The organism is Enterococcus sp. AAFC-DPL-5182, assembly GCF_058216605.1.
In genome coordinates this window covers 416,227-434,244 of sequence record NZ_CM177101.1, presented here as the reverse complement: position 1 = coordinate 434,244, position 18,018 = coordinate 416,227, and the positions used below count along the sequence as shown (strand labels likewise).

Below are 18,018 nucleotides of genomic sequence, written 5' to 3'. Positions count from 1 at the left end.
ATTGGTTTAACTGATTGATTATTTTAAGGATAGACACTAAAGATTCTATCTATTTAAAACGATAATAATGGACGTTTGAATCTTAAGGCACATCCATCAGATTCCAAGAAACGGTTCCTTGGTAATGGCCTTTCGTCATGTTTGGAGATAGTTCAGCATATATTTTTTGCTCGCTTTTCTCCCCGAATTTCAATTCTTTCATTCCTTTGTGACTAATGATGACTCCAGCTTCTAACGATTGTTTTTGATTCCCCTCTTCAAAGAAGAGAGGTAACTTGTCACCAGATTCATTTTTAATTTCACTTGATACTTGTAACGACCACGAATTGTTACCACTACGTGTATCTTGAATCGTTATACTTAAATCTTCTGCATATCTTTTTTGTTTTTCTCGTTTTATTGTCCATTCACCAAAATTCAATTCCCCTGTAACCTCTGCAATGGTCAACATTTCTTTGGGTTGAACCTTAGGTAGCTTGATCTCTTTTTCAAGCTCAACACTTTCTTCTGTTTTATCTATTCCAAAAGCAGAAGTATGCACAATGATTGGTTCACTAAGCTTAGACGAATCTTTTGCTGCTGTCGCCTTCACTCGTATATGATATTCTTCTTGGGGTAAAATATCCTTTTTAAAACGAGCAATCGCCATTCTACGATAGTTTTGTTTTACCTGCTGCCCATCTGTTTCGGAAACGATCCCGCATTCAACTTGGCTATCAGGTAAAGGTTGGTTATTTTTATCCAGAATCTGAATTTCTTTAAGAACTAGTCCTTCTTCTTCTGGAAAAACATACTGCACTTGCTTCCATGCACCAGAATCAACGTCTTTGGCTAGTGTCGAGTTGCCGATCTTACCTTCAAAGACCAATTCATCCTCTTCTTTGATATCTTTATTTAGCAACTGCCCTTCTAAGTATGGTTTAGGAAAGTTGGTAACAGTTCCTTCATTTGCTATACTGATTTCGCTTTTCACTATGGGTTTTGTGGTACTACCTTTTTCATAAAAACTAGCTTTGTTCACGATAGATGCCAGTTTTACGCCTAAACTTTCATCTTTAACAATTGCGTCAAAACTAAACGTAATTACTTCATTAAGAGCCATTGCCCCGTTATAAATCATTTTGTTCCCTTGTATTTGAACATCTGGTTTAGGATCTCGCTTGTTTTCGATATGCAGTGAGGCCTCATCTAGCGTCAAGTACTTGGAAAATTCATTTTCCCATCGGAAATAAATGTTTTTTCCTCTGTTTTCTAGATATATTTCATAGTGTAAACGGTCGCCCGGGTGAACTTTTGAGAGTAGTCCATTCATATTCGTAACAGTTGAATCAAAAACATATTTTGTATCTTTTGAGACGATTCTAAACGTACGTGTGATTTTCTCAGATAAGTTACCATTGCTGTCCTGTGCCAGAAAAGTAAGCGTATGTTTCCCAGGTTTGTATGCAGATAAATCAATTTTGTCGATCGACCATTCCTGTTTTTCACCAGGATTCTTATTTTCAATCTCTTCAAATTTTGTATACGGTTCATCATCGATTGCATAGAGCATATCAATCGTACTACTTAGTTCGGATTCTACCGTACCGCTGACGTTCTCAAAGTTTTTTCCTTCAAGTAAACTAGCAGGAATATCTGATTGTAGGTTTATCTTGGGTTTATTGATTTCATCTAAATGAATCGTATATGACATCGTCCGCTTTTCTTGTGGTTTCACTTTTTGTTTGTTCCACATCATAGCAACTGCCGCATCTGAATAATAATCGACGATTTCACCTGGCTGACCATTCTTTTCTTCTAACCCATGAACTTCACCACCGATGATCGATCGGCTCTTAAAGAAGTCTCCTGGTTCTGCATAACGATACCACCAGTGAATCCCTATACTTAAATCTAAATAGGTTCCTTTTGCAGCCCCCCATTTGTCTGGATTAGTTCCAGCATTACTTGTCTCTCCAACTTTAAACATCACTTGATAAGGATCATTTGCAATTGAAAGTCCACGTCTATTTCCGATATAAGCAACGTCTCCGCTGTCTTTTCCGTTCAACTTAGTATCAACAATTTCTGAAAAACCAACATTCATCGGTTGAGGATCACCTAATAGAGGTTTATCAACACGTTTGATCTCAATTTGTTTTTGAATATCTCCAGTTTCGGAATTTGAACTGAGTGTTACCCGCACTACTACTTTATAGGAATAGATTGGATTATGATCAAGCAGAAACTCGCCATAGGCCCTGATTTGGTTCTCTTTGACTGATACTGCACTCACGGCAACTTTCTCTACAGGCGTGTATTCCCCAGCTTTTTCAAAAGAATAAAAACGAATCCCTCTACCATTTGAAGAATTACTTTCATTGCGATAATCAACTCGCTGACCATTTTCATTGGTTAAGAAAATATTCGTTAAAAATAAATCCTCTTCTGTGGCAAAACCATATGAAATCTGACTCCCTGATGATAATGAGGTAGCTAACGTCGTTTGCTTATCGAGTTGAACTTTCCAACCAGCATCTCGATCTGCCGCAATCTCACTCACCAAGTCTCCTGACCGTGTTTCTGGTTTACGTGCTTGTTCTGTCGTTGTTGACGTTGAACTCGATTCTGTACTGTTACTAGTGCTACTTTGGGTTTCTGAATTTTTTTCAGGTTCTGACGATTCTGTGGTTTCACCTGTCTCCACTGTTGAAACAGTTTCTGAACTCGATTGATTGGTGTCTTCTGTTTCACTACTTGTTAATTCTGTTGTGCTTGTTTCTGTAAAACTTGCGTCTAACTGTAGTTGGTAAGTGATCGTCTCTTGATTCTGTTCTACTATAATTTCTTGTTCTTGTACCTGATCGACATCAAAATATAATTGAAACGGTGCTGTTCCCTGATAGATAAATGAGATACTATGATTTTCTTCATCATTCGTTAAATTTAAGATAGACTGTTCCTGCTCTAAAGCAACAATATCGATTACTGTGTTTGTTTTAATGGTTACTTCTTGCCCAGAACTGATTTGAGGCAATGAAACAATGGCTTGTTCTTTTTCATTTTTATGTATTTTTAATATGTTTGTCTGTTCACTTAGTGTTTCGGCGAATACATGTATCGGACTTTGACATAACGGACTGACAACTAAAAAAATAATAACCATCCATAAATTGAATCGTTTAATGAATTTCACTGAATCACCTCTTGTTTGTCAATATTTGTTCTGCTTACAAAATATAAAAGAATTCAGTTCCAACTTCAAGATATTCTCGTATTACAATATTTTGCTTATTTTTAATTTTTTAATATGAAAAACATTTAAACCCGTTTATAATATCTACTATAAAGGTGGGATCGTTATGTTAATGACTCAATTAATCAAAAAAAATGAACAGATAAAATTGGATTTATTTACTAGAATCGTAAATAGTCCCATGATCGAAAGCGAGACATTACAAACACAATTGTCTCTCTCTAAAAATCGGCTGTATCACTTTGTCCTTCAGCTCAATAGAGATCTGGCAATCTATCAAATCCCAATCACAATTAATTACAAAGAAAATAAATATATAGCAGATAAATCAGAAAAGGGGCATCATCCCTCACTATTGATTTACGAACTTATTCAACATTATTTAAATGCTTCTGCTATGTTCCAATTGACGTATCTTTTTTTACACGAGGAGCAAATTCCAATCACTGATATTGCCAACAAATTGCTATTTTCTCAGTCCCATACGTATTATGTAGTCCGTCAGGTCAATCCTTTTTTGACGCAATTTAATTTAAGATTATCAGTTGCCAATAAGAACGTTTATCTTGATGGTCGAGCTGCTGATATTTTTATCTTTCGCTTTTTAGTGTTTAGTTTCCTATTCTTTTACCGTTCAGCCTATCCTGCGATTGAATCTGAGCGTCAAAAAAGTGTAGCAAATGAAAAAACACTTCCTTACGCCAAACAGATGACTTATTCTGAGCTTCACAGTTTAAATTCTTTTTTCTATGTGTTAGAACATACACCTACGGATCTAGATCGCTTAACAGAAGAGCTTCACTGCTCCTCCGTCTTTCCTTTAACAACCCTACTGAAAGCGAAAGAAAATGAGCCGGATCATGCCTTCCTACTATTTTTCCTGCGGATCTTTATTCCCAGACTCTGCAGCTTTGAAGAAATGATTCGTTTGGGAGAACAGTTAGAAACCATGATTGATTTTGATCTAGCAATGCTTGCCAAACAAATGCTAGATGCCATATTCGAAGCCTTTACATTGGAATCCTTGCCTCGTCTTTATAAAAACTATTACGCTAGCCTTTATATTTTGACCCTACATTTAAGCTATATTCAGTTTTTTGGGCATGATTTAAAAAATATCTTTTATTCACAAGCCTTAACTACTAAAAGTATTCAAACTCATGCAGCTTTGTATGAGCAATTGGTTGATTTCTACGATCAATTTCAACCAGCAGTCCCTTGGTCTAAAAAAGAAGAGAGCAAACAGGTACTAATCGATACACTTTATTTGATCGTTCTCGGTGAGCATCAGCAAAAAGTTATGATTTATATCGACTTTGGTGGGAATATCGTTGCTGAATTGGCCTTAAAACGTAAACTAATGAAAATACTCAACCCAGACACTTTTATCTTCACGACGGATGACACGATTGCAGATGTGATCATCGCAAATTATGTGGCACCGATCGAAAGACCAGATACCACCTTTTTACTTGTGGAAAACTTTAATGAAGCTGGAACTTGGAAAGCTATTTATACACATCTTTTACAGCTCGTTAAAGAATAATACGCAAAAAATCGAGACAATCATTTCGACTGTCTCGATTTTTTTATTTTTCTATTCAATCTTATGCTTCTTTAATGCTTTTTAAAATATAGTAGCCTTTATCTTTTGTTACGATTTCTACGTTACCAAAAACTTCCGCCATTCTTTTTTCGGCACTTGGCGCCCCTTGTTTCTTTTGGATCACGACTGTCAGGGTTCCACCGACTAAAAGCCTTGGATGAGCTTCACTTAAAATTTCGTGAACCACTTTTTTCCCCGCTCGGATTGGCGGATTGCTGATAATTGCAGCGTATTCCTTTTCATGAACATCCGCATAAATATTTGAAGTATGGATATCAACATTTTCTACATGATTTTTCTTCGCGTTTTCTTGCGCTAAGGCTACCGCACGTTGATTCACATCGATCATTTCTACTGTTCTACCGCTCAACGAAGCAAGCGTTAATCCAATCGGACCATAGCCACAGCCAACATCAAGTAGCTTTCCTTCTGGTAATTCTTCCCAATCAAAGGCATCGATCAACACACGTGAACCAAAGTCCACCGTATTACGGGAAAACACCCCGCTATCTGTTAAAAACTGGAATTTCTTCCCTCTTAATTCAAACGACCACTGCTCTAAATCATGCGCTAGATCTGGATTTTCTGTATAATAATGATTCGTCATTTTCTTCTTCCTAACTATTTTCTTTTGTCATCAGTCTACCTTTTATTTCACGAACAATCAAGGCAGCAAGTAAGTCATAACCTGTTTTAGAAAAATGGAGTCCATCCGCTTGTAAAAATTCATCTGTGCCTGGGTAAACAACCATAGCTTTGTATAAATCGATGACAGGAATTTCATATTTAGCTCCGATCACTTTTACTCGTTCTACATACTCACGAATACGGTCATCATCTCGGGTTGGCTTTCTAGCACAATCTACGTAAGGCGGTGTAAGTAGAATGACTTTTTCTTTGCCGATTTTGGTAATCATTGTTTCGATATTTTCTGCGTATTGTTCTAAAGGCACTAGGTTATCGATATTTGTATCATTGGCACCGAAAAAGATTGTTACAATATCCGCTTGCTCAGCTAGTACTTCTTTCTCTAAACGTTTCATGGTATCTTGCGTGGTGTCTCCTGGCATACCAGTATTTACGATCATGACTTCTTCATAATTTCGAGTTGCTAAATCTTCTGAGATTAGGTTTTGTAAAATAGGAGTAATGGCTTCTTCGCCGTATCCTGCAGTAATACTATCTCCAAATAAAACAATTTTTTTCATTAAGCATTTTCCTTTCTCGTCTTGTTTTCTTTGTTTATCATACCATTGAAAAGACCGTTTTGCTGAAGCAAAGAATTATTTCAGGAATTGGTGTTAGGTCCAGCTAAATTGTGTTAAAATAGGAGCAGAAATAAATGTTGGCTTTGGTGGAGGAACCGATGGACGATAAAATGAATTATTACCCCATTTCACGGAAGGAATGGCAGGGCTTCTATCATAACGGCAAAGCGCCGCTGACAGAAGAAGAATTAGAAGATATTAAAGGCTTCAATGATCAAATTTCATTGCAGGATGTGCAGGACATTTACGTGCCGCTGACCCATCTGATTCATTTATATATGAAAGAATTTGAGTCTTTAACTGTTAGCAAAGGGCTATTTTTGCATGAATATGTACCTGTTCCGCCTTTTATCATCGGGATCGCTGGTAGTGTGGCTGTTGGGAAAAGTACCACCGCCCGCTTACTGCAGCTGATTTTATCCAGAACCTTTAAACGCCGCAATGTTCAACTGATTACGACGGATGGCTTTTTATATCCGAATAAAGTGTTGGAAGCAAAAGGTATCATGGATCGTAAAGGATTTCCTGAAAGCTACGACATGGAAAAGTTGATCGACTTTTTAAACCAAGTCAAAAACAGCCAAGAAGAAATCAAAGCACCACTTTATTCTCACAGCGTATATGATATTGTGGAAGGCGAATATGAAGTGATCCAACAACCAGATATTCTGATCGTTGAAGGAATCAATACACTACAATTGCCAGCCAATCAGCAAATTTACGTCAGTGACTTCTTTGACTTTTCGGTCTTTGTAGATGCAGAACCGAAACTGATTGAAAAATGGTACCTTGAACGATTTGGCGCCTTACTCGATACAGCCTTTCTTGATCCAGATAATTACTATTATCAATATGCGATCGGAAACCGTGAAGATGCCTTTGCAATGGCTAAAGAAGTTTGGAAAACGGTGAATTTGAAAAACTTAGAGGAATATATCTTGCCAACTCGAGGCAGAGCGGATATTATACTTCATAAGACTGAAAATCATATTATTGATGAGATTTTCATGCGTAAATACTAGTTCGTGAAGCTAAATCACAAAGTAACACTTAACTTGATTCTAAAAAGGTCAAAAGTTCTTTTTGACCTTTTATTAGATAAATCTAAATGGATAGGGGTAATAAATGTGACCAATGTTGCCGATTTGACAACTGTCGAAAAAATTATTGTTTTAGACTTTGGTAGTCAATATAACCAATTGATTACTCGACGTATTCGTGAATTTGGCGTGTTCTCAGAATTATTGAGCCACCGAATCACAGCGGATGAAATTCGCGAAATGGCACCAAAAGGAATTATTTTCTCTGGTGGCCCAAATAGTGTTTATGATGAAAATGCGTTTAGTATCGATCCTGAAATTTATGAATTAGGTATTCCAATTCTAGGGATCTGTTACGGTATGCAACTGATGATGCATAATTTAGGTGGAAAAGTTGAGCCTGCTGGCAACCGTGAATACGGCAAGTCAGAGCTATCGCTTTTGATCCCTGATTCACCTATTTTTAAAGGAACACCTGAAAAACAAATCGCTTGGATGAGTCATGGTGACCTAGTCGCTGCTATCCCTGATAGCTTTGAAACTGTCGCAACTAGTGCAGATTGTCCGTTTGCAGCTGTTCAAGATACAGCTCGCAACCTTTACGGTGTGCAATTCCATCCAGAAGTACGTCATTCTGAGTATGGTAACGACTTATTACGTCACTTTACTTTTGATATTTGTCATTGCGAAGGCGACTGGACAATGGGCAACTTCATCGAAATGGAAATCAACAAAATCCGTGAACAAGTCGGCGATAAAAAAGTGCTTCTTGGCCTTTCAGGCGGCGTGGACTCAAGCGTTGTTGGTGTGCTTTTACAAAAAGCTATCGGCGATCAATTGACGTGTATCTTTGTGGATCATGGTTTGTTGCGTAAAGGTGAAGCAGAACAAGTAATGGACAGTTTAGGTGGGAAATTTGGCTTAAACATCATTAAAGTAGATGCGAAAAAACGTTTCTTAGATAAATTAACTGGCGTATCTGATCCAGAAGAAAAACGTAAAATCATTGGAAATGAATTTGTGTATGTTTTCGATGATGAAGCAACAAAACTTGATGGCATCGACTTCCTAGCGCAAGGTACCCTTTATACTGATATCGTAGAAAGCGGAACTGAAACAGCGCAAACGATCAAATCTCACCATAACGTGGGCGGATTGCCGGAAGATATGCAATTTGAATTGATTGAACCGTTGAATACGTTATTTAAAGATGAAGTTCGTGCTTTAGGAATCGAATTAGGCATGCCGGAAGCACTTGTTTGGCGCCAACCATTCCCTGGTCCTGGTTTAGGGATTCGTGTGCTTGGTGAAATTACGGAAGAAAAATTAGAAATCGTGCGTGATTCTGATGCGATTTTACGTGAAGAGATCGCCAATGCTGGTTTAGATCGTGATATTTGGCAGTACTTTACTGTATTACCTGGCATCCGTAGTGTGGGTGTGATGGGTGATGGCCGTACGTATGATTATACGGTTGGGATTCGTGCTGTGACTTCGATCGATGGGATGACAGCTGATTTTGCTAGAATTCCTTGGGATGTGTTGCAGAAGATTTCTGTGAGAATCGTGAATGAAGTGGCTCATGTGAATCGGATCGTTTATGATATTACGAGTAAGCCGCCTGCTACTGTTGAGTGGGAATAAAAGTATTAGATAACTTAACCCAAAAATGTTGGTATAACAGCATTCCAGTTGTTTTAAAATGAGTTAAAAACAGTTAAAATAAGCTCTAGTGGTACCAAAATTGGTACCAAAAAGCAAGTCTACTAAATTATGCTTTAGTAAACTTGCTTTTTTCATGTATTTATTTTGTATATTAAATTTTCTTCTTATGAGAGAAGGCTATGTTCCTTTGCAGAAAAATTACAGTCATTAATATGAACCCTATTATTTTCCAAAAGGATTGTTAAGAAATCAAAACATATTTCTTCAACAGAATTCAAGAAACTATTGGCTAAATCAACACTACGTTCTTTTCCTTTATGATAAAAATGTAACATACATCTATTGTCTTCATCATATTCGAGAGAATGATGCCAGTCCATTTCATTCATTTGAGCTATATAGTTGTCTTCATAAACGTTAGCTAAAGAATAATTTTCTTCTGGGTGAATAAGTAGCTTATTTCTTATAAAGATAAATTCATCTATCTGCGAATTTTCATTATTTTTATATAACAATTTTTCAACCCTTACAAGTCTTTTTAGATTTTTGTACAAAACTCCTAAATTTGCATATGCACCTGTGAAATATGTGTAAAAATCAGGATAAGCAATTTCTTTATTCGATCTTATACTTTCATTAAAAAACCTTAAACTAAAATCATTTTCACGAAAAAAGACATATAGCTCTTTTTTATTATGAATGTTCTCTGTAAAAATTGTAGAATTGTAAATAATGTTTAGATAATTGATGCAACTGTCAATTTCAAAAGCATTTTTTGAAGTATCGTAATTAAAATTACTATCTAATAGTTTCACAATTAATACAATTAAAGTTTCAAAATACTTTGGTTTATCAACCTTATACCTCTCCTCAGTCTCAAAGACTAAATCAAATTTAAAATTATCATATCTATCAAAGCTTTTAATTTTCATTTGTTTTCTCCGTATCTGTATAATTCAAGTAATTTCAGTATATCAAATCAATCACCATACTTCTATAAATTGTCATACAGCTAACAAAAAAATTCACTCTGAAACTATCATTGTATTCATGAGTGAATTTACTCAACATTCAAAATATTTTTTTATCGTATGGGATACTCTAATGATTTGATATTCACTTATTTAAATCTTTATCTGATAAGTTTACTTTTTCAAACAAGTAAATATATTCAAATTTTGAACGTTCTCCCGAGTTATTAATGAAAGCAGTAGTAAAAGCTAACTTTTTCCCATCATCTAGAAGAATGTAAGTAGAAGTATCATAATCTGTACCGAAAAAATAAAAATTGTCAAAATCTGTTACTTTAAAATCTATTTTTTGTAATAAGCGATTGTAATCTCCTAGTGTTTTAAATGAATACATAGTCGAGGTATGGTCAGTACCTAATTTTTTCTCAAGCTCCTTAATTTCTTTTTCTACTTGTTCATCACGATTGTAAGAACTATCCATTTCTTTATACTGTTTTTCAAATGACTTTTTTCGTTCAATATCACTTCTGATTTTTTCGTCCTCAGCTTCTTGTCGAAGTTCCACCTCATCTTCATAGTTTTGCTTCATTGAATTATAGTCTGTAAATTGGTAGTAGTTTTTCGCAAATCCTTTTTTTGAATTAAAATCTTTGTCTTCCCAAACCTCCTCTCTCAGAAGCTCTTGTACATTATCAGGAATATACAAAGAATCTTCATCTCCAAACGGTTCTAAATGGTCAACTATATCTACAGTAACATCAGCGGAAGGATAACCTTTCACGAACCTCCATTTGCCTACTAAAGAGGAGTTAATTAAAGAGTCTATTGTTTGTTGATTATTTATAGATGATTCAGTCGTAAAACTTCTTTCCGTATTAGATGATCTGCATGCACTGAATAACAAAATACTGCACGCCAAACCTGTGTAGTAAAAGCATTTTTTAATTTTCATATGTGCTAAATTGTTCTCCTTTCAAAAATCACCCATGAACATTGAGCTCATGAGTGATTTTAATTCTTGTTTATTGTTATTCTTTAAAGGTACTAGAGTTGCTTATTTTACCGCTGTTACTACTACTTTTACGTAGTAAGCTCCACCGCCACCCTCAGCATTGATGTCAACATCGATACCGTGTGCATCTGCGTAAGCATACCAAGTTCCTGCAATATCATACATGTGAAGCTCTGCTTCTGCAGGTGTTGCAAAGTTTTGAGATTGGTGTAACACTTGACCTACGTAAAACTCGTCAGTTGGTGGAGTTACAGCATCTTTCTTCCATACACGAGTTGTTGTGTAAGTAGTAATTGTATTTCCGTTTTCCAATGTTTGAACTACGCCACCATCAGTAGTTTCAGATACTAAAGAGTACCCCTCTGTTGAAGCAAGCACATTTCCTGATTCGTCAACGTTAACTGTTACGTAACGGTCTTCGTTAGTAGGTTGAGTTGGTTTTTCAGGGTCAGTTGGGTCTGTAGGAGTTCCTCCACCATTACCTTCATTACCACCATTTTGGTTTGAACCATTAGAACCGTTGTTAGTTCCAGTTGAACCGCCATTACCACCGTTTGAACCACCTTGAACGTCTTTGTCAGTTGCATTACCGTTAACTACGTCTTGTTGAACGTTTTCGCCAATTGCTTTGTCTTTAACGATTTTTGAAGATTCTGTAATAGGCGCTTGTCCGATTACTGTACCGTTAGCGTCAGTTGCAGTAATTACTTTGTCAGTCCATGAAATGACTGTTCCAACTTGCAAGCTGTATTGTTGCCCACTTGCTAAATCGATGTTGTTTACTTGAGCTAGTGTTTCAACGTTTACGTTAATTCGTATTGAAATTGCACACAATGTGTCACCTTTGACCATTTTATAGCTTGTCGCACCTTGTTCGATTTGAATCGACTCTGGCGTGTTAGCTGTCCATTCCTCAGCGTGTGCTTGTGTTGCTCCGATTAATGATGCTCCTAAAATTCCAAAGGAAGATAATACCATTACTTTTGCATATCGTTGTTTCCTAGCACGTAGTGCCATTTTTCTACGATAGTCTGTTCTCTTTTCCATTTAAAAACCTCCTAAACAATCTTTTACCTACAGAAAACATTTTACCATCAAATTATCTGTAAGTAAATATATAAACAAAAAAGCATACTTCTGTTTATATAAGTGATTGCAAAAAATATTTACAATAGTATATAAACGGAGGTAGATTTAATGGGAAATGAAATTTTAAATAACTTAGGTAGTCATATACGTAATTTAAGAATTGCTAGAGGTATGACACAACAAGAATTAGCTGAAAAAAGTGAATTATCGCTTCCTTTCATTAATTTAATAGAAAACAACAAACGTAATGTTTCTCTAGAAACACTAATTAAGCTTTTAGCAACGCTAGATACATCATTAAGCGATTTTTTTCTTCCATTCAACAGCCAGCAAGAAGATACTTTAAAAATTTTATTGACCTTAATTCAGCAATCACCTGATAAAGAAAAATACATTCGTCTTTTTACGGAAATATTGGTTCTAGCGAAGAATTAATTTTCTAGTCATAAACATAAGCAAAAAACCTCTACCTATATGGCTGAGGTTTTTCGTTTTTTAATCTTCTTTTTTTAGAAACTTATTAACAGCAAATTGCACATCATATCTATCTTTTAAAGCCATAAGCATCTGCTTATTATCATAGTACAATTCATCAGTAGCTTCTGGCAAATATGCTTGTAGTGCTTGCGCCTCAAAAAAATCAACTGTTTTCTCTTCGGTTTGAAAAATGTCTTTATAAAAATAAAAAATTTCTTCTGCAACTTTGTCAATTTCTTCATTAAATACCTTAGCAAACTTCGGTGATTCTTTTATCATATCACCAATTTTCTCAAACGTTGGAAATGATTCTCCGTTCTCCCAACGATTTAACTTCCGTTCACGTTCATCCCAAGGTACTTCCTCATCAAAATCTTGAGTGATATCCCTATAGCTTTTAATATTAAGATTGCGAATGATTTCCCTCCTTGTGAGATTCCACTCTTTTCTGTACCTCTTTAATGATCTTGAAAAAGCTTGTTTCCTAATCTCATTCACAAAGAAATTATTCTCTTTTTTCATCTTTTCCTTTTCTTCCATTAACAATCTCTCCTTTTTTAATAATAACTAATTTTATTACAATCATAGTTTAACAAATCAAGGTGTTTTAACGAGACAATTTTTTGATGACAAAATATATCAATTATGACCTAAAACGTCTTTACATTTCGGTATTATCAAACATGTAATCAACATTGATTACTACAACTATTAAAGGAGTGCATACAAATGAGGAAAACGGAATTCCAACTAAAGAAGAAGTATCAGCACTTAATAATTAATCGGAGGTATACAACCATGAATTTTATCCAAAAATATAGATATATTTTTTATCCACCATGAGACCACTTGTCATTCAACAAGAAAAAATAAAAAAAGTGAGGTAGAAAAAAATGAAGAAAAAGAAAAATCAACATGAAAAAGTTAAAAAGTGGGTCATTTTTGGAATTGTCTTACTCATTGGAATCCTTATTTGGGTTCTCAAGGATATCCTACTACTACTTATATCAGTTTTGTTAATAGGAATTCTCTACTTTTCTGACAATATTTTTCAAACGATAGAGCAACATCGTATACAAAAGAAATATAGTGAGATTCCTTTACAGTCAAACTATATTATTAATTGCTCTTGGGAATTACTACACCATTTAAAAGAGCATTTAAACATACGATTTCCAATTGAACAAGATATTTTTTTGCAAGATGCTGTTGAACACATCGAATATGCAGACTTAGGCGCTACAACGATTATCAGGATCACAATAATGCTGAATGCTGAACTAGGCGAAAATGAAGTTATGACTGCTGTTTCGCAATCATATGTCAAACAGCAAAAAAGCACCCCGCTTGGGTCTCAGAATCCCCTTTTGCAACGCCTAATGCTTGAGAGTGTGAGCGAAGAAGAAGGCTATTTAAAATTTATCTTCCATGATTCAAAATTCTATCGTCCTGCTGACATATTTGAAAAAGAAAGCCTAGATGATGATTACTATGCATGATAGCAAATCAAACAAGTTATTCGTTTTTAAATCAAGATTAGCAAATGGAGCTGTTATTTCAGCTCCTCCTCTTGATTTTTTTCATACTACTATCCATCTCTGCTTAGTATCTCCTACAGGCGGAGGAAAATCAATTGCTATCAAACTAATTCTTGCATCTATAGCTCGAAATAGAGCATACAAAGATACCGAAATACTCATATTAGACCCCAAAAATTATGAGTACAGACCTTTTGAAAATTTAGCCAATGTCTTTTTAGGAGAAAAAGTAGTTGATGGCTTCAATCAGGTATACGAACGTTTTGAAAGAAGACTAAACGGACTAGAATCTTCTAACAATTTGCTATTACTTGTTATTGAAGAATATTCATCACTTCTACTTCATTATGACAAGAAAACACAAGAAGAAATCAAAGCAAAGATGGCTCGATTACTCATGATGTCCCGTGTGTTCAACATTCGCTGTATTTTTGTTATGCAACGATTTGACAGTGCTTACTTTACTAATGGTTCTCGTGATAACATCACTACCAGAATTGCATTTGGTACCTTATCAAAAGAATCCCAAAGAATGCTCTTTCCTGATTGTGAAGAAATAGAACCACAACCAAAAAGACACGGCTATTTTTATATAGATGGAAAAGGGATAACGAAAATTATCGTTCCTACCGTACGTCACTTTGGAAAGTTAGACAATGACATTGCTAGATTTTTAGCAAGAAACACGTAGTTAAAATGTCCAAAGCTCTGATTGACATTAAAAGCTGGGCAGAAAGAGGTGCTATATATGAAACGATTAAACGCTTTTTCACACGTAGATGTGGAAACAATGACTTCCAATATGGAACTAAAAGCAATGAAGTCAGAAATACTACTAGATTTTGATACTAAAAAAGAGATCGGGGCAAAGTATACGGTTTTAGTATGGAGTGACTCAAACGACTATGGAACCATTGGAGTTAGCAATGCTGGAGAAACATTCACAGTCAAGGTACTAGGTCAGAAGCCTAAACCTATTGAAACACCTGTAGACATAGAATTAGAAAATCCTACTGGTGTTATTTATGGAGATTATAGAAATCAGTTATCTGTGACTGCTGATGATATCATTTCACTTTAGTATTTTCTGTTTTTTTACTCCGTCAGGCTGAGCGTAAGCTCAAAGACTGACGGAGTAAAAAAAACAGGTTCCAACTATTAAAAGTCAATGTTAACAAGGCGGGAGGGCTTGTTATCCCGCCTAAATTAAGATTTCCAGTGTCAAATTAGATTATGAAATTGAGGTTATAAAATGAAAACAAAAAAGGCAAAAAGCATGATGATAACACAACAAGTAGAGCACCTTCCTTCTGACATGAAAACGACTGACGAGTGTTTTACAACTATCATGAACAAATTAGAACCTTCAAAATGTGCAGTTATCCTTCATGATAAAGATATAAATGATAATGGAGATGTTAAAACGCCCCATGTACATGCCATGGTAACCTTTGAAAATGCCAGAAGCTTAAATAACGTAGCTCATCTCTTAGGCATTGAAACACAGTATATTGAGCAGTGGAAGGGCAACTCAATTGTTGGTTTCTCATATATCATACATGCCACAACAAACGCTGAGCATCAATATCAATACAGCACAGATGAAGTCATAGCCAATTTTGACTTTGATGAATTAATGGAACAAGCACGTCAAGGGATTCAACGTGTCACTAAAACAACTAGTGCTAAAGATGAAATCATTATACGGGCTTATTTAGATGAATTGAAAAAAGGGTCTATTATTCTTGAAGAGGTAGAGGAAAAACTCACAGGCTCACAATATGCTAAAGCTAAAAATAGGCTCGAAAATGTTTGGCAAAAGCGCCGAACACTCCTAGCAGAAGAATGGCGAAAAGAAATGCTCGAAACAGGTCGTTCGATTGACGTTATTTACATTTATGGGCAATCAGGAACAGGAAAAACACGACTAGCTAAAGATTATGCTGAAAGAACTGATTGCGATTATTTTTTAACAGGTTCAAGTCGTGACCCTTTCCAATTATATGAAGGTCAACCAACAATTATTTTAGATGAATTGAGACCTTCTACCTTTCCTTATAATGACCTGTTAAAACTACTAGACCCTTTTAACACTAGATCAAATGCACCAAGTCGCTATTTTGATAAGTTGCTAACTGCCGACTTAATCATCATTACCTCGCCTTATAGTCCGAAAGAATTTTACCAGCGTATTATAAAAAGTGATAAACACTTTGACGAAAGAATAGATAGCTATTATCAGCTTGCAAGACGATTAGGCTTAGTTATATTTATGACAAAAGACTACATGCAAGTAGCATTCTTTGATGAATCTTGGCAAGATTTTGTATTAGATAATTCATCAAAAGAACCTAATCCCTACAAGGAAGATACTGTAAACAATATTTTAAGTCAAAATCAAAAAGCGGAGAAACTCTACAAAGGTGTCCTAGATGCATTTCGTCCAGCTGATAATTTGACAAAAGAAGTGAGCGAAGAAGTATTAAATGAACAAACTGCTCTCTTTGAGACTCATACAAAACTAGAAATAAAGAAAAAGGTAGTAAAAACAGATAATAAAAAAAGCCCCATCACCAAGCCGACCAAAGCAAATGATGATGAGACAAGAACATAGACAATAAAACATGCCTACGCTGTATTATCTCACAGTGTGGGCATTAAAAAAAGTGAGGGCATACAATGGAAACAATTACAGCAAAAGACCTAATCAACTTAGGTTATCCAAAGAACACAGCACAAAATATTATTCGACAAGCCAAGCATAATATGGTACAACAAGGATATGCATTATATAACAATAAGCGTTTGGGGCGTGTACCTAAACATGTTGTTGAAGCTATTTTAGGGGTTAAGTTGTCTGATAACGGAGGGTTTTCAGATGGCAAAAACTAAATTTGAAGGTGTATACAGAGATAACGACGGAGAAATTTTTATTTCAGTCAGTTGCGGTGTAGATAAAATGACAGGTAAGCGAATTAGGAAAAAAAGTAGAAAAACAAGCACTGGGAAAAAGTTTTCCAGTGAGGAAGAAGCTTATGCAGAAGCCATAAAGCTAAAGAGTCAATACCTCGAAAGTACAGGATATTCTAACTATCATATTACATATGGTCAATATATGAATACTGTATTCATTCCTTACTACGAAGCAGACGTTCAAGAAAGTACCTTTACCTCTCGCAAACCAATGCTTAAAATTTTCATAGACCGTTTTGGAAAGAAGAAACTCAAGGATATTACTGTCCAAGATGTACAATTTTTCAGAACATGGTTACGCTCGAAAAATGGTGCAAATTATTCTCAGTCTTATGCTAGCCTCGCTTTCAGCATGTTCAAGCGAACATTAGAATTCGCAGTGTCGATGCAATATTTGACAACGAATGTCGCTTTGCGGGTTAAAGCTATTCCAAAAGTAAAAGCCATAGTAGCCTACTGGACGAGAGAAGAATTTGAGCAAGTGATTTCTAAAATCTATATTGATGATTTCTATGAGCATTTGTGTTTCGTTATGCTTTGGGTCTATTTTACAACTGGTGTCCGAGTAAATGAAGGTTGTGCCTTGTGGTGGAAAGATATTGATTTGAAAAAGAAAGAGATGCGTATTCACCATATGCTATTGTTCAGGTCTAAAACAGATTGGACTCGTCAACCATATTCAAAAACCGAAGCTGGAAGCCGAACCATTACACTAGATGATGATACCGTTGAAATTTTGAAAGTATGGAAAAATCGTCAAGAAGAAATGGGTGTTAAAAATTTTGTGTTTAGCTATGATGGCTTACCTATGCAAAAATCAACTATTTCGAGAATTGTTAAACGCTATGCTCGATTAGCTGATGTAACTGAAATTCAGGCAAAGGGATTGCGACACAGTAATGCTTCTTACTTGATTAATGAATTTAATGCTTCTGTTTTAATCATTTCAAAACGATTAGGTCATTCATCACCTGAAATCACATTGAAACATTATGCTCATTTGTGGAGTGGTGTTGATAAAGAATTGGCTCTTGAAATGACTGGAGCAATTACAATCAGGTCTGCACAACAAAAATTCTTTACGTTCAATGGCAATCAAGCAATCAAAAATGACTATTGATTTAAGTGTCGCCAAAAGTGGTAC

General features: G+C 35.5%; 17 protein-coding genes. 10 read left to right on the top strand and 7 right to left on the bottom strand.

The genetic code is table 11. From position 1 onward, the window contains the following. Positions 1 to 82 precede the first annotated feature (82 nt). Positions 83 to 3,175, bottom strand: coding sequence for a hypothetical protein (locus AC4BB7_RS02030; protein WP_490484256.1), 3,093 nt, complete (start codon positions 3,173 to 3,175; stop codon positions 83 to 85). A 166-nt stretch (positions 3,176 to 3,341) separates the two neighbouring features. Between AC4BB7_RS02030 and AC4BB7_RS02025 the strand changes: the two genes are divergently transcribed. Continuing rightward, a complete protein-coding gene (locus AC4BB7_RS02025) occupies positions 3,342 to 4,781 on the top strand; it encodes a helix-turn-helix domain-containing protein (RefSeq protein WP_490484255.1) in 1,440 nt (479 codons plus the stop codon). Between the two features lie 61 nt (positions 4,782 to 4,842). On the opposite strand, the gene AC4BB7_RS02020 is transcribed toward AC4BB7_RS02025, so the two are convergent. Then, positions 4,843 to 5,448: a class I SAM-dependent methyltransferase gene (locus AC4BB7_RS02020; RefSeq protein ID WP_086315300.1), complete on the bottom strand. Its 606-nt coding sequence runs from the start codon at positions 5,446 to 5,448 to the stop codon at positions 4,843 to 4,845. Between the two features lie 10 nt (positions 5,449 to 5,458). Then, positions 5,459 to 6,049, bottom strand: coding sequence for a GDSL-type esterase/lipase family protein (locus tag AC4BB7_RS02015; protein ID WP_490484254.1), 591 nt, complete (start codon positions 6,047 to 6,049; stop codon positions 5,459 to 5,461). A gap of 158 nt (positions 6,050 to 6,207) precedes the next feature. On the opposite strand from AC4BB7_RS02015, the gene coaA reads away from it, so the two are divergent. Further along, entirely contained in the window at positions 6,208 to 7,131 is a 924-nt protein-coding gene (gene coaA / locus AC4BB7_RS02010; RefSeq protein ID WP_086315709.1) for a type I pantothenate kinase, read from the top strand. Between the two features lie 105 nt (positions 7,132 to 7,236). Next, positions 7,237 to 8,793 carry a glutamine-hydrolyzing GMP synthase gene (guaA, locus tag AC4BB7_RS02005; protein ID WP_490484253.1) on the top strand — a complete coding sequence of 519 codons (1,557 nt, stop codon included), beginning with the start codon at positions 7,237 to 7,239 and terminating at the stop codon, positions 8,791 to 8,793. Between the two features lie 185 nt (positions 8,794 to 8,978). Here the strand turns inward: guaA and AC4BB7_RS02000 are convergent, their stop codons facing one another. From AC4BB7_RS02000 to AC4BB7_RS01990, 3 genes are all read right to left on the bottom strand, one after another. Then, complete coding sequence (locus AC4BB7_RS02000) at positions 8,979 to 9,746, bottom strand: hypothetical protein (RefSeq protein WP_490484252.1); 768 nt, start codon at positions 9,744 to 9,746, stop codon at positions 8,979 to 8,981. Positions 9,747 to 9,930: 184 nt separating this feature from the next. Continuing rightward, positions 9,931 to 10,737, bottom strand: coding sequence for a hypothetical protein (locus AC4BB7_RS01995; RefSeq protein ID WP_490484251.1), 807 nt, complete (start codon positions 10,735 to 10,737; stop codon positions 9,931 to 9,933). 102 nt (positions 10,738 to 10,839) lie between these two features. Next, positions 10,840 to 11,844, bottom strand: coding sequence for a LysM peptidoglycan-binding domain-containing protein (locus AC4BB7_RS01990; protein ID WP_490484250.1), 1,005 nt, complete (start codon positions 11,842 to 11,844; stop codon positions 10,840 to 10,842). A 150-nt stretch (positions 11,845 to 11,994) separates the two neighbouring features. Here AC4BB7_RS01990 and AC4BB7_RS01985 point away from each other — a divergent pair, with 150 nt between their 5' ends. Beyond that, positions 11,995 to 12,321, top strand: a complete 327-nt coding sequence (locus AC4BB7_RS01985; protein WP_490484249.1) for a helix-turn-helix domain-containing protein — start codon at positions 11,995 to 11,997, stop codon at positions 12,319 to 12,321. A 60-nt stretch (positions 12,322 to 12,381) separates the two neighbouring features. On the opposite strand, the gene AC4BB7_RS01980 is transcribed toward AC4BB7_RS01985, so the two are convergent. Further along, a complete protein-coding gene (locus AC4BB7_RS01980) occupies positions 12,382 to 12,903 on the bottom strand; it encodes a helix-turn-helix domain-containing protein (protein ID WP_490484248.1) in 522 nt (173 codons plus the stop codon). Positions 12,904 to 13,256: 353 nt separating this feature from the next. On the opposite strand from AC4BB7_RS01980, the gene AC4BB7_RS01975 reads away from it, so the two are divergent. From AC4BB7_RS01975 to AC4BB7_RS01950, 6 genes are all read left to right on the top strand, one after another. Further along, complete coding sequence (locus AC4BB7_RS01975) at positions 13,257 to 13,862, top strand: hypothetical protein (RefSeq protein ID WP_490484247.1); 606 nt, start codon at positions 13,257 to 13,259, stop codon at positions 13,860 to 13,862. Further along, entirely contained in the window at positions 13,843 to 14,592 is a 750-nt protein-coding gene (locus AC4BB7_RS01970; RefSeq protein WP_490484246.1) for a helicase HerA domain-containing protein, read from the top strand. The genes AC4BB7_RS01975 and AC4BB7_RS01970 overlap by 20 nt, the downstream gene beginning before the upstream one ends. A 57-nt stretch (positions 14,593 to 14,649) precedes the next feature. Beyond that, positions 14,650 to 14,982: a hypothetical protein gene (locus tag AC4BB7_RS01965; protein WP_490484245.1), complete on the top strand. Its 333-nt coding sequence runs from the start codon at positions 14,650 to 14,652 to the stop codon at positions 14,980 to 14,982. 171 nt (positions 14,983 to 15,153) lie between these two features. Further along, positions 15,154 to 16,515: a Rep family protein gene (locus tag AC4BB7_RS01960; RefSeq protein ID WP_490484244.1), complete on the top strand. Its 1,362-nt coding sequence runs from the start codon at positions 15,154 to 15,156 to the stop codon at positions 16,513 to 16,515. Between the two features lie 65 nt (positions 16,516 to 16,580). After that, complete coding sequence (locus tag AC4BB7_RS01955; protein WP_490484243.1) at positions 16,581 to 16,793, top strand: DUF3173 domain-containing protein; 213 nt, start codon at positions 16,581 to 16,583, stop codon at positions 16,791 to 16,793. Next, positions 16,780 to 17,994 carry a tyrosine-type recombinase/integrase gene (locus AC4BB7_RS01950; protein ID WP_490484242.1) on the top strand — a complete coding sequence of 405 codons (1,215 nt, stop codon included), beginning with the start codon at positions 16,780 to 16,782 and terminating at the stop codon, positions 17,992 to 17,994. The genes AC4BB7_RS01955 and AC4BB7_RS01950 overlap by 14 nt, the downstream gene beginning before the upstream one ends. The last annotated feature ends 24 nt before the right edge of the window (positions 17,995 to 18,018 follow it).